This window comes from Rhizobium sp. RAF56 (assembly GCF_052113965.1).
Taxonomy (GTDB): domain Bacteria; phylum Pseudomonadota; class Alphaproteobacteria; order Rhizobiales; family Rhizobiaceae; genus Rhizobium.
This window is the reverse complement of sequence record NZ_JBFRDU010000008.1, coordinates 165,683-183,688: the sequence shown is the minus strand read 5'-3', so window position 1 is coordinate 183,688 and position 18,006 is coordinate 165,683. Positions and strand designations below refer to the sequence as shown.

At 63.7% G+C, this 18,006-nt stretch carries 16 protein-coding genes; 5 read left to right on the top strand and 11 right to left on the bottom strand.

The window, feature by feature from the left end; translation table 11 throughout:
- From AB4048_RS09315 to AB4048_RS09305, 3 genes are read right to left on the bottom strand one after another with little or no spacing between them, the layout of a single operon-like run.
- Entirely contained in the window at window positions 1-2,820 is a 2,820-nt protein-coding gene (locus AB4048_RS09315; RefSeq protein ID WP_442201654.1) for a DUF4159 domain-containing protein, read from the bottom strand.
- A complete protein-coding gene (locus AB4048_RS09310; RefSeq protein ID WP_442201653.1) occupies window positions 2,817-3,737 on the bottom strand; it encodes a DUF58 domain-containing protein in 921 nt (306 codons plus the stop codon). The genes AB4048_RS09315 and AB4048_RS09310 overlap by 4 nt, the downstream gene beginning before the upstream one ends.
- Before the next feature lie 24 nt (window positions 3,738-3,761).
- On the bottom strand, window positions 3,762-4,775 hold the full coding sequence (locus tag AB4048_RS09305; RefSeq protein WP_442201652.1) for an AAA family ATPase: 1,014 nt from the start codon (window positions 4,773-4,775) through the stop codon (window positions 3,762-3,764).
- Window positions 4,776-4,927: 152 nt separating this feature from the next.
- Between AB4048_RS09305 and AB4048_RS09300 the strand changes: the two genes are divergently transcribed.
- Genes AB4048_RS09300 through AB4048_RS09290 form a run of 3 tightly spaced genes read left to right on the top strand, consistent with a single transcriptional unit; the run spans window position 4,928 to window position 7,436 of the window.
- Window positions 4,928-5,551: a DUF1285 domain-containing protein gene (locus tag AB4048_RS09300; protein WP_442201651.1), complete on the top strand. Its 624-nt coding sequence runs from the start codon at window positions 4,928-4,930 to the stop codon at window positions 5,549-5,551.
- Entirely contained in the window at window positions 5,548-6,183 is a 636-nt protein-coding gene (locus tag AB4048_RS09295; protein WP_442201650.1) for a CoA pyrophosphatase, read from the top strand. Before AB4048_RS09300 ends, AB4048_RS09295 begins: the two co-directional genes overlap by 4 nt.
- Window positions 6,180-7,436 (top strand): CCA tRNA nucleotidyltransferase, encoded by a 1,257-nt coding sequence (locus tag AB4048_RS09290; protein WP_442201649.1) that lies wholly within the window; start codon window positions 6,180-6,182, stop codon window positions 7,434-7,436. The genes AB4048_RS09295 and AB4048_RS09290 overlap by 4 nt, the downstream gene beginning before the upstream one ends.
- A 3-nt stretch (window positions 7,437-7,439) precedes the next feature.
- Here the strand turns inward: AB4048_RS09290 and AB4048_RS09285 are convergent, their stop codons facing one another.
- The 3 genes from AB4048_RS09285 to hemF all read right to left on the bottom strand — a co-directional run bounded on the left by AB4048_RS09285 (window position 7,440) and on the right by hemF (window position 9,055).
- Complete coding sequence (locus AB4048_RS09285) at window positions 7,440-7,625, bottom strand: DUF1059 domain-containing protein (protein WP_442201648.1); 186 nt, start codon at window positions 7,623-7,625, stop codon at window positions 7,440-7,442.
- A gap of 148 nt (window positions 7,626-7,773) precedes the next feature.
- Window positions 7,774-8,037 carry a hypothetical protein gene (locus AB4048_RS09280; RefSeq protein WP_442201647.1) on the bottom strand — a complete coding sequence of 88 codons (264 nt, stop codon included), beginning with the start codon at window positions 8,035-8,037 and terminating at the stop codon, window positions 7,774-7,776.
- 106 nt (window positions 8,038-8,143) lie between these two features.
- A complete protein-coding gene (gene hemF / locus AB4048_RS09275; protein WP_442201646.1) occupies window positions 8,144-9,055 on the bottom strand; it encodes an oxygen-dependent coproporphyrinogen oxidase in 912 nt (303 codons plus the stop codon).
- Between the two features lie 171 nt (window positions 9,056-9,226).
- On the opposite strand from hemF, the gene AB4048_RS09270 reads away from it, so the two are divergent.
- Window positions 9,227-9,484: a hypothetical protein gene (locus AB4048_RS09270; protein ID WP_442201645.1), complete on the top strand. Its 258-nt coding sequence runs from the start codon at window positions 9,227-9,229 to the stop codon at window positions 9,482-9,484.
- Between the two features lie 10 nt (window positions 9,485-9,494).
- Here the strand turns inward: AB4048_RS09270 and AB4048_RS09265 are convergent, their stop codons facing one another.
- The 3 genes from AB4048_RS09265 to AB4048_RS09255 form a co-directional block, all read right to left on the bottom strand.
- Window positions 9,495-11,141: a Na/Pi cotransporter family protein gene (locus AB4048_RS09265; protein WP_442201644.1), complete on the bottom strand. Its 1,647-nt coding sequence runs from the start codon at window positions 11,139-11,141 to the stop codon at window positions 9,495-9,497.
- 209 nt (window positions 11,142-11,350) lie between these two features.
- The gene (locus tag AB4048_RS09260; RefSeq protein WP_442201643.1) at window positions 11,351-12,994 is read right to left on the bottom strand and encodes a cell envelope biogenesis protein OmpA; all 1,644 of its coding nucleotides are present in this window, start codon (window positions 12,992-12,994) and stop codon (window positions 11,351-11,353) included.
- Between the two features lie 97 nt (window positions 12,995-13,091).
- The gene (locus AB4048_RS09255; protein WP_442201676.1) at window positions 13,092-13,568 is read right to left on the bottom strand and encodes a tRNA (cytidine(34)-2'-O)-methyltransferase; all 477 of its coding nucleotides are present in this window, start codon (window positions 13,566-13,568) and stop codon (window positions 13,092-13,094) included.
- Window positions 13,569-13,961: 393 nt separating this feature from the next.
- Here AB4048_RS09255 and AB4048_RS09250 point away from each other — a divergent pair, with 393 nt between their 5' ends.
- On the top strand, window positions 13,962-15,818 hold the full coding sequence (locus tag AB4048_RS09250; RefSeq protein WP_442201642.1) for an ABC transporter ATP-binding protein: 1,857 nt from the start codon (window positions 13,962-13,964) through the stop codon (window positions 15,816-15,818).
- A gap of 46 nt (window positions 15,819-15,864) precedes the next feature.
- On the opposite strand, the gene AB4048_RS09245 is transcribed toward AB4048_RS09250, so the two are convergent.
- Window positions 15,865-17,598: an ABC transporter ATP-binding protein/permease gene (locus AB4048_RS09245; protein WP_442201641.1), complete on the bottom strand. Its 1,734-nt coding sequence runs from the start codon at window positions 17,596-17,598 to the stop codon at window positions 15,865-15,867.
- 97 nt (window positions 17,599-17,695) lie between these two features.
- The gene (locus tag AB4048_RS09240) at window positions 17,696-17,992 is read right to left on the bottom strand and encodes an addiction module antidote protein (RefSeq protein ID WP_442201640.1); all 297 of its coding nucleotides are present in this window, start codon (window positions 17,990-17,992) and stop codon (window positions 17,696-17,698) included.
- Between the last annotated feature and the right edge of the window lie 14 nt (window positions 17,993-18,006).

Here is an 18,006-nt window from a genome sequence, read left to right as displayed (position 1 = left end):
TCACTGTCCCAGGCGTTCCAGGAGGTCGGGGACGTGCACCTGGTCGGATTTGTAGTTACCGGTCAGCATGTACATCATGATGTTGACGCCGGTGCGGAAGGCATATTCCCGCTGAATTTCGTCCGGCGGCACGGTCGGTAAAAGCGGCGCGCCGGTATCGTCCACCGCCCATGCGCCAGCGAAATCATTGCCGGTGATCATGATCGGCGACACGCCGTCCGAGGAGGCGACCGGCTTGCCCTCGGTCGTCGCATGCGTGTCCTGTCGAGCCTCGATCCAAAGCGGACTGTCGACGTAGCGTCCGGGGAAGTTCGAAAGGAGATAGAAGGATTTGGTCAGCACATGCCCGGCGGGGACGGGTTCCAGCGTCGGTATGTCGAGATTTGCGAGTATCGCCTGCAGCCTTTCGCCGTTCGGACCGGGATCGCCAGTGTTGCTAAGGGTGCTGACCGCATCGCGGGTATCGAAAAGCACCGTGCCGCCGCTGCGCATGTAGGCGTCGATGCGGTTGATCGCCTCGGTCGAGGGCATCGGAGCCGTCGCCGAGATCGGCCAGTAGATGATCGGGAAGAAGGCAAGCTCGTCCTTGGTGATGTCGAGCCCCACCGGCGGCCCCGGCTCCAGCGTGGTGCGATAGGTCAGAAACTCGGTCAGTCCCGCGAGCCCTCGTTCCGAAATGCGGTCGACGTCGGGCTCGCCGGTGACGACATAGGCGAGGTGGGTCTTGTCGAGACGCTCCATTGCAATGTCGTCGCCCGGCTTGGCGTCGTTCGCGCGACCGTCCACAGGCTGGAGGAAGAGGCCCGCAGCGGCCACGATCGCGACGATGGCGGCTGTCTTGGCGGCAATTCGCGGGCCGCGGCCAAACCGGGAAAAGGCGCCGTTGATGAAAAGAACGATCAGGCTGTCGGCCATGAGCAGCAGGAAGGCGATGAGGAAGAGCAGCGGCTTGGCCGACCAGGCCGTTCCGCCTATCAGGCCCTCGTGCACGACCGACGCGGCTGACGCGTCGAGCGGTTTGAGCTGCGTGCCGGTCGGCAAGGCGTTCAGCGCGGTGAAGCCGTCTTCGGCGCCATAAAGGCCAGGCGGATTGTCGAAACTTGCAAGCGGCGTCTCGTTCTTCGCAAGAACCAGCGGCCTTGCCTTGCCGGTTTCGCTGGTCAGAACACCCTTTGCCGTCAGCAGCCGGAATGGAGGCAGCGCCGCTGCGGCCTTCGCGGCGCCAGCCGCTTGCGGGTTTACGCCGCCGGAGCGTGACAACTGCACGAGGCGACGCAGCATTTCAACGAAATCGCCGGAGATCGGCAAGTCGGACCAAGTCGCTTCGGCGCTGACATGGAAGAGTACGATATGGCCGGCCTCGACCTGCTTTTCGGTCACGAGCGGCGTGCCGTCGGCAAGGCTTGCCCAGGTGCGCTCGGCAAGATCCGGCGTCGGTTCCGCCAGCACCTGGCGCTTGATGAAGACGTTGGTCGGCTTGGCCATGCCGGCAAAAGGCCCGAAGGCGGGGAAGTCGGCGAGCGGTTGCGGCTCAGCCCAGGAAAGCGCGCCGCCGAAAGCGCGCTCGCCCTGGCGCAGGAGCACAGGTACCAGCGGATCGTCGGCGGGGGCCGCCGCAAGGCGGGGGCCGGCGAAGCGCACCAGCATGCCGCCATTGGCGATCCACCGTTTCAGCGGCTCGTAGCTGTCCTGGGGCAACCGGCCGATATCGGCCATGATGATGACAGACGGATTGGCCTTCAGCAGCTCATCGATCGATTTCGCAAGATCGTTTGCCTGCGGCTCGACGAGATCGGCATAGGGCTGCAAGGCCCGCTGGATGTAGTAGAGCGGCGACAAGAGCGGCTGGAACTCGTCGGCCGCCTGGCCGGACAGAATACCGACGCGGCGCCGCTTGAAGCCCTCGTCGAGCAGGTGGACCGCGCCGGCGGTGGCGTGATTGTCGAAGCTGACGCGGGAAAAATCGTTGCGCAACTCGAAGGGGGCGGCAATCGATCCGGTTGCGACCGTGGCGCCAGCCGCGAAATCCAGGGTGCCGGCCGCGATTGGCCGACCCTGGGCATCCATGGCGCTGAGGGCCAGACGCTCGGGCGTCGCCCCGTTCAGCCTCGTTGCCGTCACGGTCATGTCGTTGGCGGCATTGACCGCGTTGGTGATCGCGACCGTCTCCTTGCCGTCGCCTTGGATGAGGCGCAGTTCAGCCGGCTGAAGGGCCGCGATCTGGGCGACGATGTCGTCATTGTTCGCGGCGATACCGTCCGAAAGGAAGGCAAAGGTGCCGGGATGCGTGCCGGCCAGCGCCGTCTTGACCGCTTGCAGTGCGCGTTCGCGATCGGCGGTGAGCGGCAGGGGGGCTGCGGCATGCAGCCGGTCGCGGGCATTGGCGGCGGTGCCCGCAACCGCATCGTGGCTCCGATCGGCCGCAAAGGCGATAGCGACCGGCACGCCGCCCGCTTCCGCATCGTCGATCAGGGCTTCCGCCGTTTTCGCGCGGCGATCCCAGTCGGGAGCGGCTGCCCAGCTGTTGTCGATGAGGAGCACCAGGGGCCCGCCGCGGTTCAGCGTGTTGAGGCGCGGATTGAAGACCGGCTCGGCAATCGCGAAGATCACCGTGGCGGCGAGCAGAATACGCAGGAGCGTCAGCCACCAGGGACTGCGCGCCGGCGTTTCCTCGCGCTTCAGGACGCTCGCCAGGATTTTCAGCGGCGGAAAGATTTCCGCCTTCGGATGCGGCGGCGTCAGCCGCAACAGCCACCAGATCACCGGCAGCAGCACCAGCGCGCCCAGGATGGCGGGATAGGCGAAGGCAAAGGCGCTCATCGCCGGCCTCCATGGGTGGCGCTGGTCGGCATGCCGGAAAGATGCATGTGGATGGCGACCAGGGCTTCGGAGGCAAGGTGATCAGTGCGGTGGCTGACGAAGGTCCAGCCGATATGGCGCAACGACTGGCCGAGATGCTCGCGCCGCAAGAGATAGGCGCGTTCGTAGTCCTCGCGGATGCTTTCGGCGCGTCCCGCGACCAGCTTCGCGCCGGTTTCGGGGTCGGTGAATTCCGTCCGGCCGCTATAGGGAAAAAGCTCTTCCGCGGGATCGGCGACTTCGACCACATGGCCGCGCAGGCCGCGCCGCGAAAGCGGATCGATCCGGCCCATCACGCGGTCGGCGTCATCGAGAAAATCCCCGATCAGCACGATATCGCTCCAGCCGCGGATCATGCCGGTTTCAGGCAGCCCGTCTGTCGGCGCATTGTGCATCAGGGCAGCAGCAAGCCGCTCGGAAGCGTTGCGCGCCGATATCGGTTCCATGACACCCGGGCAGCCGATGCGTTCGCCGGAGCGCGCCAGGATTTCGGCAAGCGCCAGCATCAGCACCAGCGCACGGCTCTCCTTGGAGACCTGCGCATAGCTCGATTTGTAGAGCATCGAGGGCGACATGTCAGCCCAGAGCCAGATCGTATGAGCCGCCTCCCATTCGCGGTCTCGCACATAGGTGTGGTCGTCGCGTGCCGAGCGGCGCCAGTCGATGCGTGACAGGCTTTCGCCGTCGGTGTAGGGACGAAACTGCCAGAAATTCTCGCCGATTCCGCGCTTGCGGCGGCCGTGCCAGCCGGCGATGACGGTGTTGGCGATGCGCTTGGCTTCCACCAGGCAGTCCGGCACGAGCGCCGCGCGGCTGCGCGCGCGCGCCAAAGCATCGCTTCCGGAAGTCGGGCTGACGGTCTGACCGATGGATGCCACGCGCAATCTACTCCCTACACCGTCTTACGCCCTGGCCTGTCGGACCAAACCCGCGATCACGTCGCGGACCGTCATGCCTTCGGCGCGCGCGGCAAAGGTCAGCGCCATGCGATGTTCGAGCACGGGTTCGGCGAGCGCATAGACATCGTCCAGCGACGGCGCCAGGCGACCTTCGTAGAGGGCACGGGCGCGGGTGCAAAGCATCATCGCCTGGCCGGCGCGCGGGCCGGGACCCCATGCGACGTTCTTGTCGGTTTGAGCATTTCCCTGGCCGGGGCGAGCCGAGCGCACGAGTGACAGGATGGCGTCGACGACGCTGTCGCTGACCGGCATCTGACGGATCAGCCGCTGAATTTCCATGAGCCGCTCGGCATTGATCACGGCGTCCGGCGCGGCTTCGGAGAGACCAGTTGTCTCGAGCAGGATCCGGCGCTCGTCGGCGAGTTCCGGATAATCGACGTCGACCTGGAGCAGGAAGCGGTCGAGCTGGGCTTCGGGCAGCGGGTAGGTGCCTTCCTGTTCCAGCGGGTTCTGCGTTGCGAGCACGTGGAAGGGCGCCGGCAGGTCATAGCGTTGGCCGGCGATCGTGATGTGGTATTCCTGCATGGCCTGCAGCAGTGCGGACTGCGTGCGCGGCGAGGCGCGATTGATTTCGTCCGCCATCAAAAGCTGGCCGAAGATCGGCCCCTTGACGAAGCGGAAGGAGCGCCTTCCGTTTTCGTCCTGGTCCATGACCTCCGAGCCGAGAATGTCCGACGGCATCAGGTCGGGCGTGAACTGGACGCGGTTTGCGGCAAGCCCGAGCACCTCGCCGAGCGTCGTCACCAGCTTGGTCTTGGCAAGACCGGGCACGCCGACCAGCAACGAGTGACCGCCGCCCAGAACCGCCAGCAACGTCTTTTCGACGACACTCTCCTGGCCGAAGATGACCTTGGAAACTTCCTTGCGGATGGAGGCGATATCGGCCAGCGCGCGCTCGGCGGCGGCGATGACGGCCTTGTCGTCGAGGCTCGTTTCGGTCGATGTCATCATGCCCATTGGCGCCTCCAGCAGATAAAAGAATGGTTCGACGATTCGCGGTTCTCAAACATATGCCACATACTCAAAGGAACTTATGCCCGCGAAATTGGCTGACAAGCGCGTTTCGAATGACTATCTCGTGAGGGTTAACGATAAACCGGGACGGAAGAATGGCAGCCGAGGAGATCAGCGCAGCCGGCGACGCGGCGGGACTTGCCGCCTTGATTGCGCGGGCAGCGGGCCAGACGAATGACGGAGCCAAGGGGCTGCCGCCGGTCGAGCGCTGGAATCCGCCCTTCTGCGGCGATATCGACATGGAAATCAAGGCCGACGGCACCTGGTTCTACATGGGCACGCCGATCGGCCGCGCGCCTCTGGTGCGTCTCTTCTCGACGGTTCTGCGCAAGGACGACGACGGCAGGACCTACCTCGTCACGCCGGTCGAACGGGTCGGTATCCGCATTGTCGACGCACCCTTCGTCGCTGTGGAAATGAGCGTGAACGAGCGGGATGGCGAGCCGGTGCTGACCTTCCGCACCAATGTCGGCGACGTGGTGGAGGCCGGACCGGACCACGCCATTCGTTTTGTCATCCACGGAGAAAACGCCGAACTCAAACCTTACCTGCATGTGCGCGGCAGGCTCGAAGCGCTCGTCAGCCGCGCCGTCATGTACGACCTGGTCGAGCTGGGTGAGGTGAGGGATGTCGATGGCGCCGAGATGTTTTCGGTGCGCTCGGCCGGCGCCACTTTCGCCATCATGCCCGCCGCCGACCTCAAGGCATGGGCAAAATGAGAAGTTTCGCTCACTACTCCGCCGCCGAGTTTCGTCGGCGCGCTCTCAACCAATCGGGCGGACCTGTCGAGCTTTCCTGGCGCAACCACGGAGACCATCTTCTCAATCCGCAGACGATCGATGAGATCGAGGGGCGCAAACTGAAGGATGCCGCCGTGCTGGTGCCGGTGGTGGACGATGGCGACGAGGCGCATGTCATTTTCACGCTGCGCACCTCCACGCTGCGCAAGCATTCCGGCCAGATCGCCTTTCCCGGCGGCGCGATCGACCCCGGCGACGCCTCGCCCGAAATGGCGGCAGTCAGGGAAGCGCGCGAGGAGGTCGGGCTTGCCGACATCTTCGTCGAGCCGGTCGCCCGCCTGCCGAACTATCTGGCGGCGACGGGATTTCGCATCACGCCGGTTCTCGCAGTCGTCCAGCGCGGATTTCATCTCGTGCTCAATCCGCACGAAGTGGAAGACGTATTCGAGGTGCCGCTTTCGTTCCTGATGGATCCGCGCAACCACGTCCAGGACAGCATGGAGTGGAACGGCATCGAACGGCATTTCTACCGGATGCCCTATGGAACGCGGATGATCTGGGGCATCACCGCCGGCATTGTCCGCACGCTTTATGAAAGGCTCTATGCATGACCACGGTTGCCGGCGAAGCATGGTTCGAAGACCCGGCGCTCAGGCGCGTTCTGACGCTGTTGAACGCGCAAGGTGGCGAGGGACGTGTCGTCGGCGGGGCTGTGCGCAACAGCCTGATGAAGCTTGCCGTCGCCGATGTCGACTTAGCCACCACGCTTGTTCCTGAGGTGGTGATCGCTCGCGCCGGCGTTGCCGGCATAAAAGCCGTGCCGACGGGCATTGCGCATGGAACGGTGACGCTGGTCGTCGATGGCAAGCCCTTCGAGGTGACGACGCTGCGCACCGACGTCGAGACCGACGGACGGCACGCGCAGGTCGCTTTCGGCCAAGACTGGCAGGCGGACGCCGAACGCCGGGACCTGACCATCAACGCGCTCTACGCCACCGCGGACGGCGAAATCGTCGATCTCGTCGGCGGCCTGCCGGACATCGAGAAACGGCATGTCCGCTTCATCGGCGATGCGGCGACCCGGATCGCGGAGGACTATCTGCGCATCCTGCGTTTCTTCCGCTTTTTCGCCTACTACGGCGCGGGGCGACCCGACGCGGACGGACTTCGCGCCTCTGCGGCCGCCCGCCAGAAGCTGAAGTCGCTGTCGGCCGAACGGGTCTGGTCGGAGACGAAGAAGCTGTTTTCGGCGCGGGATCCATCGCGCGCCTTGCTCTGGATGCGGCAGGTGGCGGTACTCACCGAGATCTTGCCGGAAACCGAAAAGTGGGGGATCGATGCGGTCCCGGCGCTGGTCGCGACCGAACAGGCGCTTGGCTGGGCGCCCGATCCGCTGCTGCGGCTTGCGGCGATCGTACCGCCCGATCTCGAGCGCCTGGCGACGCTTTCGGAGCGGCTGAAGCTGTCGAAGGCGGAGGCAGCGCGTCTGCAGGCCTGGGCGAAGGCGCCATCCGTGAAGGACGATCTGTCGGCCGCGGCGTTCGACCGACTGCTTTATCGCAACGGTGCCGACGGCATCGCCAGCCGGTTGAAACTGGCATTGGCCTTGGCACGCGGTAAAGCCGTGAGCGATTTCGACGAGATGGCGCGGGCGGCACGCCTGTCGAACCTGCTCGAACGAGCGGAAAAGTGGAAGAAGCCGGTCTTTCCCGTCAACGGCTCGGATGCGCTTGAAGCGGGACTTCCCGCCGGTCCGCGTGTCGGCGAAACGTTGGGCAAGCTTGAGGAGCAATGGGTCGAGGGGAATTTCGCGCTCGACCGGGCAACGCTGGTCGCCCGGCTGAAGGAATTGGCCGGCGGCTGAATTTCAGGCGGCGCTCGCCTCGTTGCGGATGCGCTCCTTGATGTGGTCGACCATGTTTTCGCGGATGACGGTTTCGCCGTGGTCGGTTCGCATGTGTTCCACGGCGCGGCGAACCACTTCGGCGTCATTGTCGGCGCGGGTATGCCACTGGCATCCCGGCACCAGCGTGCCACATTCGAACAGTCGCATATCTGCCTCCTTAAGCTATGTCACAATACTTGAAACGCAGGCCTTGAAACGCAGGGACAACGCTGGAGCGGCGCAAAGGTTTCGCGCGGCAAGCCCGGTCGCTGCCGCCCCGGGATATGCGTTTCTCCATAGTCGGTACCGGACCTCGTCAATCCGGCATCGCCCATGCCCTGAAGCAATCCGACGCCGTCGACGCCTGGCGTTTGGCGGCGAGGTAAGATGCCGCATCCGCCGTCTCCGGCGTATGGGCGAATTTCAGCTTCGCCTGTTCGATGAAGCATGAGAGCGGCAGGTCGGAGCCGCTTAGGGCTTTCAAGTCTTCCGCCAGACGTACCAGGTGTTCCGTGATATCGATGGCGCGCGTCGCGCCTGCATCCTTTGCCGCTACGTCCACGCCGTCCTCAGTAGCCATGACAATCCTCCCCGATTGAAATGCCTAGGGCTAAGGTAGTACACGGTCGTCGTTCCGCCAGAGCCGGCTCCGACCAATTAACGAAACGTGATGGCGCGTGAGGCGGTCAGGGCCAGCGCACCATCGGCGGCAGAGACGACAGGATCGACTCGACGTTGCCGCCCGTCTTCAGTCCGAAGATCGTGCCGCGATCGTAGAGCAGGTTGAACTCCACATAGCGTCCCCGCCGCACCAACTGCTCGTCGCGGTCCGCCTCGGTCCAGGGCGTGTTGAAGTTCGAACGGACGATCTTCGGATAGATCATCGAAAAAGCGCGCCCGACATCGCGCGTGAAGGCGAAATCGGCGTCCCAGCCGCCCGCCTCTTCGCTTGAATGCAGCCAGTCGTAAAAGATGCCGCCGATCCCGCGCGGCTCGTTGCGATGCTTGAGATGGAAATATTCGTCGCACCATTCCTTGAAGCGGGGGTAGTTCGCGACCTTGTGGCCCTCGCAGGCGCTCTGCATGGCGCGATGGAAGAGCTGGCTGTCCGCATCCTCCTGCGTGCGCCGGCGGTTCAGCATGGGCGTGAGGTCGGCGCCGCCGCCGAACCAGCGGCTGGCGGTCACGACCATGCGCGTGTTCATGTGCACGGTCGGCACGTTGGGATTGACCGGGTGGGCGATCAGCGAAATGCCGGACGCCCAGAAGCGCGGATCCTCGCTCGCACCCGGCATCTGCGCGCGCATCTCCGGCGAGAACTCGCCGTGTACGGTCGAGGTATGGACGCCGACTTTTTCGAAGACGCGGCCTTCCATCATCGACATGCGGCCGCCGCCGCCCTTGCCCTCTTCGCGCAGCCAATCCTTGGCGACGAAGCGGCCGGGTTTGCGATCGCAAAGCGGTCCGGTCAGCTCGTCCTCGATCGTCTCGAACTCAGCGCAGATCGTATCGCGCAGGCTTTCGAACCAGCTGCGCGCGGCGGTCTTCTTGTCTTCGATGTCCGCCGGCAGGCCCGTCGGAAGCTGCGGTCTTTCCATGTTTGCTCTCCGCGGGGAGCTTGGCCCGCGACTCCTACCTGTCATTTTCGCCCTGCTTACCAGCAACGAACCAGCGTCACCAGACGCAAACGGTCGCATCGGGAATGGAGGATTCTTTCGACTCGCAACTTTGCCGATGCGATACTATCTTGAACTGGAAGGCGAGGTTTCATGACCAAAATTCCGGGACCGCCGCCCCTAGACGGGCTGAGACGCAGAATCCTTCGGCATCGGCAGGAAAAGGCCGGCGGCCGCGGCGAATTCGTGCGCGAAACCTATTGCCTCAGCCTCATGGAAGCGCGCGCCAAGGCGCGTGAATGGTTCGACTCTTTTCCGAAGGCTGCCTACTGGACCGAGGTGGAAAGCTGGCGGCAGGTGGACGGCGACCGCGTCGAGTTCACCATGCGCCGGCTGCCATCCGCCGACTGATATCCCCCACTCATTGAACGCTGCTGCGCAGCCGGCTCTCGATCAGAAGTCCGCTTTCGTCGAGGATCGGATAAGCGACGGAAACGATATGGGCGTTGATGCGCTTCAAGTCTCGCAACATGTCCAGATGCAGCGAACTGGTCTGCAGGCTGTCCAGGCGCCCGTCGCGCAACCGTTCGAGATGCCGTTCGGAGGATTGTTTCTCAAGGCGGCGGACATCGACTTTTACTTCCATGAGCTGCCGCGCGAGCTTGAAATCACGGGTGACGAAGATCGTTTGGGCAACGCGGAGATTGTCGATCGTAAGATTGAAAAGGCTCTTTAGTTCCTGGTAGCCATCGGCTGAGAAAGCAAGGCCCTGGCCGATCTTCTTGGCAATCTGTTCGGTCAGCCCCTTTTCGACGATATCGCCGATATGCTCGAGATTGATCGCATAGTCGATGATGACGATGGAACGCCGGCCCTCGGCGTCGTCCAGCCCCGCCCGGCCGAGCTTGGAGACATAGATCTTCACCTCCTGCTGCAGGCGGTCGACCTGCTTTTCAAGCGTGGCGATTTCCTTCAACGGTGAGAGATCGTTGTTGTTGAATGCATTTTCGGCGCGGATCAGCATTCGCTCGATGAGGTCCCCCACGGCCAACACCTCGCGGGTGGCGCTGGCAAGCGCCACGACCGGCGTGGAAAGCGCCTGCTCGTCGAGGAATTTCGGGCCGCCATCCGGTTGCGGATCGGATGGCACGAGGCGCCGCATCGTTCTCGACAGAAGCGGCGAGAAAGGCCAGGCGACGAGGGCAAGAACGACGTTGAAGAGCAGGTGAGCGTCCACCGGCAGCTTGGCCGGCGAGAGGGAGGCGTCCTGCAGCAGCGCTCCGAGATAGCCTGCGAGCGGCAGTGCGACGAGGCATCCGATGGCGCGAACGATGAGGTTGCCGAGCGTGACGCGCCGCGCCGTTGCTGGACCTGAAAGCGTTGCCATGACCGGCGGGATGGCGCCGCCCAGATTGGCGCCGAGCACCAGGACCACCGTCAGTCCGGCCGAGAGGATACCGGTCGAGGCAAGCGACAGGATCAGTACGACAACCGCGAGGCTGGACGAGGAGACGAAGGCCAGCGCCGTCGAGAGGATAAGCGCCACCGGCCAGGCGCCGTCGAGGAGGGCGATGAAGGCCGCGAGCGCCGGCGACTGCCGCATTGGTTCAGTCGCAAGGCTGAGCAGGTTCAGGGAGAGCAACATCAGCGCGATGCCGATGAGGGCCGTGCCGGCTGCCTGCTGCGTGCTGGACGAGCGGCGGTAGAGAACGATGCCGATGAGAAGAATGAGCGGCGACAGCCAGTGAATGCCGGTAGCGACGATCCAGGCGGTGACCGCGGTGCCGACGTTGGCGCCCAGCAGCACGATCTGCGCCATCTGGGGTGCGACGAGGTCGCGTTCGACGAAGGAAGCGATCATCAGCGCCGTTGCCGTCGAACTCTGGAGAGCAACGGTTGCGACAAAGCCCGAAACGAAGGAGCGGACGCTTCCGCGCGTTCCCGTGGCCAAACCGGTGCGGAGACGCGCGCCGAAGGCACGCGACACTCCGTCCTTCACCTGCGCGAGGCCGAAGAGCAGCAATGCCACGGCCCCGAAGAGATTGATCATGACGATGGTAGATTCCATGCTCCGTCTTTTTCTTCTTCTTCCTCGCCTGGGCGAACGTGCAGTTACCTTCCGCACGGCCTAATCCCGCGATGTTGATTTTCAACGGGTTACGGCCGCGTGAAGACCGGAAAATGGATTGCCGGCTAAGGATAGTATGCGCCAAATTCTCAGCGATTCAACGCTTGCCGCGACATATGCACGCGAATTTGCGCACGGAGCATTGTGGGTCAGTGACGCTTCGTGGGGCCTGGCCGGCCCTTGCGTGCGGCGCGCAAGGCGCTGACCTTGGAAAGCACGCTTTCGGTTACGTCTGACCGTTCGGCCTTGGCGCTTCGAGATTTGCGCACAGGCTTCGGCGGCGCGGGCGGCACCTCCGTGATCGCGGCAGATGGTTCGGCAGATGGCTCCGCGGGCGTTGGCGCTGGCGCCGCTGCCTTCGCTTTTGGCGGCTCGGGGGCGACAGTCAAGGCGGGCGCAACGCGCACGGCCGGTTTCTCCGCTTTTGTCTTCGGCACCTCGGGGGCGGGCGCCGCGACTTGGCTAACCTTCACGGCGGGGATAGGTGTGGGTGCCGCTTCTGCCTTCGCTGTTGGCGGTTTAGGGGCAATGGAAACGGCGGGTGCAACGGGCTCTGCCGCCTCCGCCTTTGGCTTCGGCGCCTCGGGGATGGCCGTCGCCACTGAGGCAACCTTCGCGGCGGGCTTGGGCGCAGCTTCTGCCTTCGCTGTCGGCGGTTCGGGGGCAGTGGTCACGGCGGGCGTAACGCGCTCTGGCTCCTTCGCCTTTGCCTCCGGCGGCTCGGGGGCGGCGACTGAGGCAACCTTCGCGGCGGGCGTCGTCGCGGGTGCGGCTTCCGCCTTCACGTTTGTCGGTTCTGGGGCGGCGGTCACGGCCGGCGCAACGCTCTCGGCCGCCTTTTCGCGGGGAGGCGGAGCGTTGTCGGCGAGCAATTCCCTCAGGGTCTCAGTCACCGGAAGATGGCCGGCAAGGTCGGTGTTGGTATGGTGCCAGGCATGGCGTACGCGCGCGTCGGCGGAGATGTAGGAGCGCGAATTCATCTCGCCGAACCAGTCCCATTCGCCAATCACGTCAGAGACGTTTCCGAAGGCGGGTGGCATGGCGATCCGCGCCCCGAAGGTGACGATGCGCATGCCATCAGCCAGGCGGGCGGCGCTCTCGGGATCTTGCTTGGCGATGTCGTGGAGTGCCGCGGCGATGACGAGATTGCCCTTGGAATGTCCAGCGAGCAGTCGGAAGGATAGGCGTGGATCGGAAAGCAGCGCACGCACGCACCTGGTGTCGAGGCTGTTGGACGATGGCGAACCCTGGTCTCCGATGTCGGCGATGCCGAACCGTGTGCGCCCGGCGAGATCGTCGAGCCGCTCGAAGACCGGGCGAAGGCCCTTGAGGTGACCGAAGAAGAAGCCGCCGCCGAAAACCTCGTTGACGATGTCGGCCAAGCCGTAGCCGGAGACGACCACCGCCACCGGCTGGCCGATCGCATCGGCGACGTTGCGCGCGAAAGCCGCCGCACCGAGCGCTGAGCCGCCGACGCCGGCGACCGCCAGACCGTGGACATCCTCGCCTCCGCGCAGAACGAATTCCTCGAGCGTTTCGCAGAATGTGAGGGACCCCGCGCCGCTCGGCGGCACGATCATGATCGATCCCTCGGCGGCAAGTGAATCGCTGATGTAGAAGACCTCGTCCGGCGAGATCACTTTCACGTCGTAGAACAAGGCGTCGAGCGTGGTGTTGCGGAGCCTGAGCGCCTCCAGCGCCAGATTGCGGGCGGGGGCGTGCTGCAGCCGTTCGGGCAGGCTGAGACTGCGGGCAAACTGCGTGAGCGTGAGGGTGAATGCTGTCTGGAGCATGAGAACCTCGCGAGGTTGCTTGGGAAAAAGCATTCCTGAGCCCAAGCTTCTCACACTTCCCGAGGGATTGCCAACGACAATACCGCACTGCGACATTTCACGCCAAGCCGGGACTGCTCCAAAGAGTTTGGCGCAGCGCCTCGCCGGCGATCATCGCGGCCGACATGGCGACGTTGATCGAGCGCTGACCCTCGACCATCGGGATCAGGATGCGCCCGTCGGCGCGCTCGTGGACGGCGTCGGGCACGCCGGCGCTCTCGCGCCCGAGGAGCAGGATATCGTCGCCTTGGAACGCGAAGTCGGTGTAGCGATCGGCTGCCTTGGTGGAGGCAAGGATCAATCTGCGCCCGGTCGTTGCGCGCCAGGCCTCGAAATGGTCGAAGCTCGTATGCCGCGTCAGCGTTACAGTGGCGAGATAATCCATGCCGGCGCGCTTGAGATTGCGGTCGGAAATGTCGAAGCCGGCGGGCTCGATGATGTCGACGCCAAGTCCGAGGCAGGCGGCAAGCCTCAAGATCGTTCCCGTGTTGCCGGGAATGTCGGGCTGATAGAGGGCGATGCGCAATTGGCTCATCGCGCTGCAATAGCGGATTGGGACGGCCAGGCTCAACTGAAAATCGCTTTGCCTCGGCTAGTTGTGTTTTTCTGATGCTCTCATCACAAAAATTGCGGCTGATCGGCCCGTTTCACACGGCTTTCTGCTTTTCAAGCACACGAAGGCCGGATAAAAGACTATCCGTTCTGCAACCGGCGAAGGGAGGCTCGGATGGATATGTTTGCGACGCTTGCCCCTTTGGGCGTGATGCGATGGTAGAAATCCAGGCATCCGACGCCGCGTAGGCGCTTTTTCTTCTTTTTCGATCCATTGCGCGGCCATTGCGGCCTCGTTCTTTCATCGCCCCGCGCCCATATGAGCCGCGAGCATTCAACGCGGCGGGCGGTCCGGTTGACGCATTTGGAGCATTTTATGTTTGGCTGGTTCGAACAGCGTCTCAATCCGTTCCCACGCGAGGAACCAGTGGTTCCGCCGCGCGGTCTCGTCAAATTCTGCTGGCACTATACCAAGCCCGCGGCGCCGTGGCTGATTGCCATGGCCTTCCTGACGATGCTGATCGCGATCGGCGAGGTGGCGCTGTTCAAGTTCCTCGGGGAGATCGTCGACTGGCTGTCACATGCCGACCGGGCGACGTTCCTGCAGGAGCAGGGCGGGCGGCTGTTCTGGATGGGCGCGCTGGTGCTCGTCGGCCTGCCGCTGGCGGCGGGGCTCGATTCCGTCATCATGCATCAGGTGCTGCTCGGCAACTATCCGATGATTGCCCGTTGGCAGATGCACCGCTTCCTGCTGCGCCACAGCATGACCTTCTTCGCCAACGAGTTTGCCGGGCGCGTCGCGACCAAGGTGATGCAGACATCGCTTGCGGTGCGCGAGACGGTGATGAAGATCCTCGACGTCTTCGTCTATGTCGTCACCTACTTCATCACCATGATCATCGTGGTTGCGTCGGCTGACGTGCGGTTGATGGTTCCGATCCTGGTATGGCTGGCGATCTATATCGGCATCGTTTCTTACTTCGTGCCGCGGCTGCGCAAGATCGCCGAACGGCAGGCAGATGCGCGCTCGTCGATGACCGGCCGCGTCGTCGACAGCTATACCAATATCGCGACGGTGAAGCTGTTTTCGCATGCGGGCCGCGAGGAGGGCTATGCCAAGTCAGGCATGGTGGACTTCCTGAATACGGTCTACCAGCAGATGCGCAAGGTGACGCTGTTCCACATCTGCGTCTACATGAACAACTGCATCGCGCTCTTCGTGATCGCCTCGCTTTCCATCTGGTTCTGGCTGACGGGATCGATCTCGGTCGGCGCGATCGCGATCGCGATCGGCCTTGCCATGCGCGTCAACGGCATGTCGCAGTGGATCATGTGGGAAGTCTCGGCGCTCTTCGAAAACATCGGCACCGTCTATGACGGCATGGAGATGATGACCCAGCGCCACGACATCGTCGACGCGCCGGCCGCGTCAGCCATCGCGGCACGGCAGGGCGCGATCCGCTTCGACCATATCCGCTTCCACTACGGCAAGGCCAAGGGCGTGATCGAGGATTTGTCGCTGGATATCCGCGCCGGCGAAAAGGTCGGTCTCGTCGGTCGCTCGGGTGCCGGCAAGACGACGCTGATGAACCTGCTCCTGCGCTTTTACGAGCTGGAGAGCGGCCGCATCAGCATCGACAGTCACGACATCTCCAAGGTGACGCAGGAAAGCCTGCGCTCGCTGATCGGCGTCGTCACGCAGGACACCTCGCTGCTGCACCGCTCGATCCGCGACAACATCGCCTACGGCAGGCCGGATGCGAGCGATGCCGAGGTGGTCGAGGCCGCCAAGCGCGCCAACGCCTGGGAGTTCATCGACGGCCTGGTCGACCAACAGGGCCGCAAGGGACTGGATGCGCAGGTGGGCGAGCGTGGCGTGAAGCTCTCCGGCGGCCAGCGCCAGCGCGTCGCGATCGCCCGCGTCTTCCTGAAGGACGCGCCGATCCTGGTGCTCGACGAGGCAACCTCGGCGCTCGACTCAGAAGTGGAAGCAGCGATCCAGGAAAACCTCTTCGCGCTGATGAAAGGAAAGACGGTGATCGCGATCGCTCATCGCCTGTCGACGCTCACCGAGATGGATCGTCTCGTCGTGCTCGACAAGGGCCGCATCGTGGAGACCGGCTCGCATGGCGAGTTGGTCGACGGCGGCGGGATCTACGCCGATCTCTGGAGCCGCCAGTCCGGTGGCTTCATCGCCGATCATGCCGACGAGACCGAGGTTGCCGCGGAATAGGCCGCGCCGTCTTAAAGCTGGCGTCGCCCGCCTTCTTGCGGGCGCGTCAACCACTTCTTGTCGCCCAGGTCCAGCCGCCGTCGTCGGCGAGCTCGAGAAAGGCGTCATAGGGGTCGCGCGGCACGTCCGCTTCGGCGTGGTGGATGAAGGCGATCGATCGCTCCTGAAACATCCGCAGCGCGCTCGCGAAATGATCTGGTCCGAGCGTTGTCTCGATCCGGTCGAGGAAGGCCACGCGTGGCGCGGCTATCAGCGTTCTCGTCACCGCCAACAGCTGCTGCTCGCGCAGCGAAAGGTGGGTCGCCCAATCCTCTTCGTTCTTAAGTCCTTGAGCGGCAGCGGCGATGTGCCGGAGATTGAAACGGCTGAGAAGATCGAGCACCAGCTCGTCCGGGACCGTGTCGCTCCGGTCGCTTGCGACGAGGATCTGCCGTAGCGTCCCGTAGGGAAGGTAGGGCCGCTGCGGCAAGAACAGGATGTCGTTCGTCTTGGGGCGAAGGATACGCCCGGCGCCTGCCGTCCAGACGCCGGCTGTTGCGCTGAACAGCGCCGTGCCGGCTGCGGGATTTGCTGCCTTCAAGAGGACACACCACCCTGGCGGAATGGACGCGGACAAATCCTTGACCAGGTGGACGGAGCTCTCAGGCGACGTCAGCGTCAATGCTTCATAGGCAAACGCATCGTCCTGCTCGATGATCTCGATGGCAGACGATCCGTCGGTTGCCTGCGCCTGTTCGACAGCATCGGCCAGCGATTCAAGCCGGGAAACGACGGCGGCGAATGTGGAAATAGACTGGAACTGCGTAACGATCAGCGAAAACGCCGCAACGACGGCCGCAAACGCCATCGAGGATTGCGTGATGACGCCAAATTCGATGCGTCCGCTGATGAAGGCGGGTGCAACGATCAGCGCCGGAATGAGCTGGATAAGCCAGTTATATCCCGTGGTGAAGAATCCGACGTTTCGATTGACGACGATGATGGTTCGAAAGTTGGCGACCAGTTCGCCGAGCTGCTCCATCAGCCGCTCGGTTTGCCGCCCCTCGCTGCCGGTCGCCATGATCGCTTCGGCGTTCTCGCGAACGTGGATGAGGCCGGACCGGAAGGTCGCCTCCTTGTCGAGGCGATCGTAGTTCAATGCGATCAGCGGGCGCCCAAGAGAGATCGTGAGATAAGAGCCGCAGGCGGCGTAAAGGACCGCCACGATGAACAGCAGGGGGCTGATCGACCAGAGAACGCCCGAGAAGGCCAGTATGGTCAGGCAGCTGCCGAGAGCCATGATGAGGAAGGAAAGCGTCGTTACGGTGAACGCGCGGATATCTTCTGCGATCCGCTGGTCCGGGTGGGTCAGCTTGCCGGAGGCGTCCAGGCGATAGTAGGTTCCCTTGGCCAGATAGAGCGTGACGACCCGTTTGGTCAGGAACTCCCGCCAGAGGAGCCCGAGAGCCTCCTCCGCATATCTCGCCAGCACCGAGACGAAGGTCAGAGCCGCGAAGACGCCGACGTAGAGGATCGCATAGTTGACGAAGCCGGTTGTGTTGCGCTCGGCGATCGCCGTCATGAAATTGCGGCCGACGTAGCTGTTGACGACGTTCAGCCCGTTGACCCCGCACAAAAGGCCAACAAGTCCTCCGAGCATCAGCTTCGCCTTCGGGCCGGCATCCTCCGAACCAAGAAAGTTCCTGATCGTCTGCCAAAGACGCCTTGCGGTGACCTTCAGCGGAACATGGCCGCTTCCGCCGGTTTGGCTGCCAGCTGAAGGTTCCGAGGTCGAGCGCACGGGCAAGCTCCGGTTGCCACTGGAAGGGACAAGGCCGAGCATGCCAGAACCGTGCGCAATAGTCGAACGGTGCCAGACGCGGTGATTGGCGAGAGGACTAAATCGAAGGCCCTGATCGCTTCATCGTCAGTTCCAAGCCGAGCGATTGCATGATGGCGAGCACGGATTTAAGCGTCGGGTTTCCTTCGGCAGCAAAGGACCGGTAGAGTGCCTCCCGGGCCAGGCCCGTTTCCTTCGCGATTTCCGTCATGCCTCTGGCCCGCGCGACGATACCCAAGGCATAGGCGATGTAGCCGGCGTTGCCGCTTTCAAACGCATCTTTCATGAATTCGTCGATAGCTTCGTTCGAAGTCAGTGCCTCGGCGGGGTCGTATGGGATCAGCGTCTTACTCATCGAATTCATCCAAA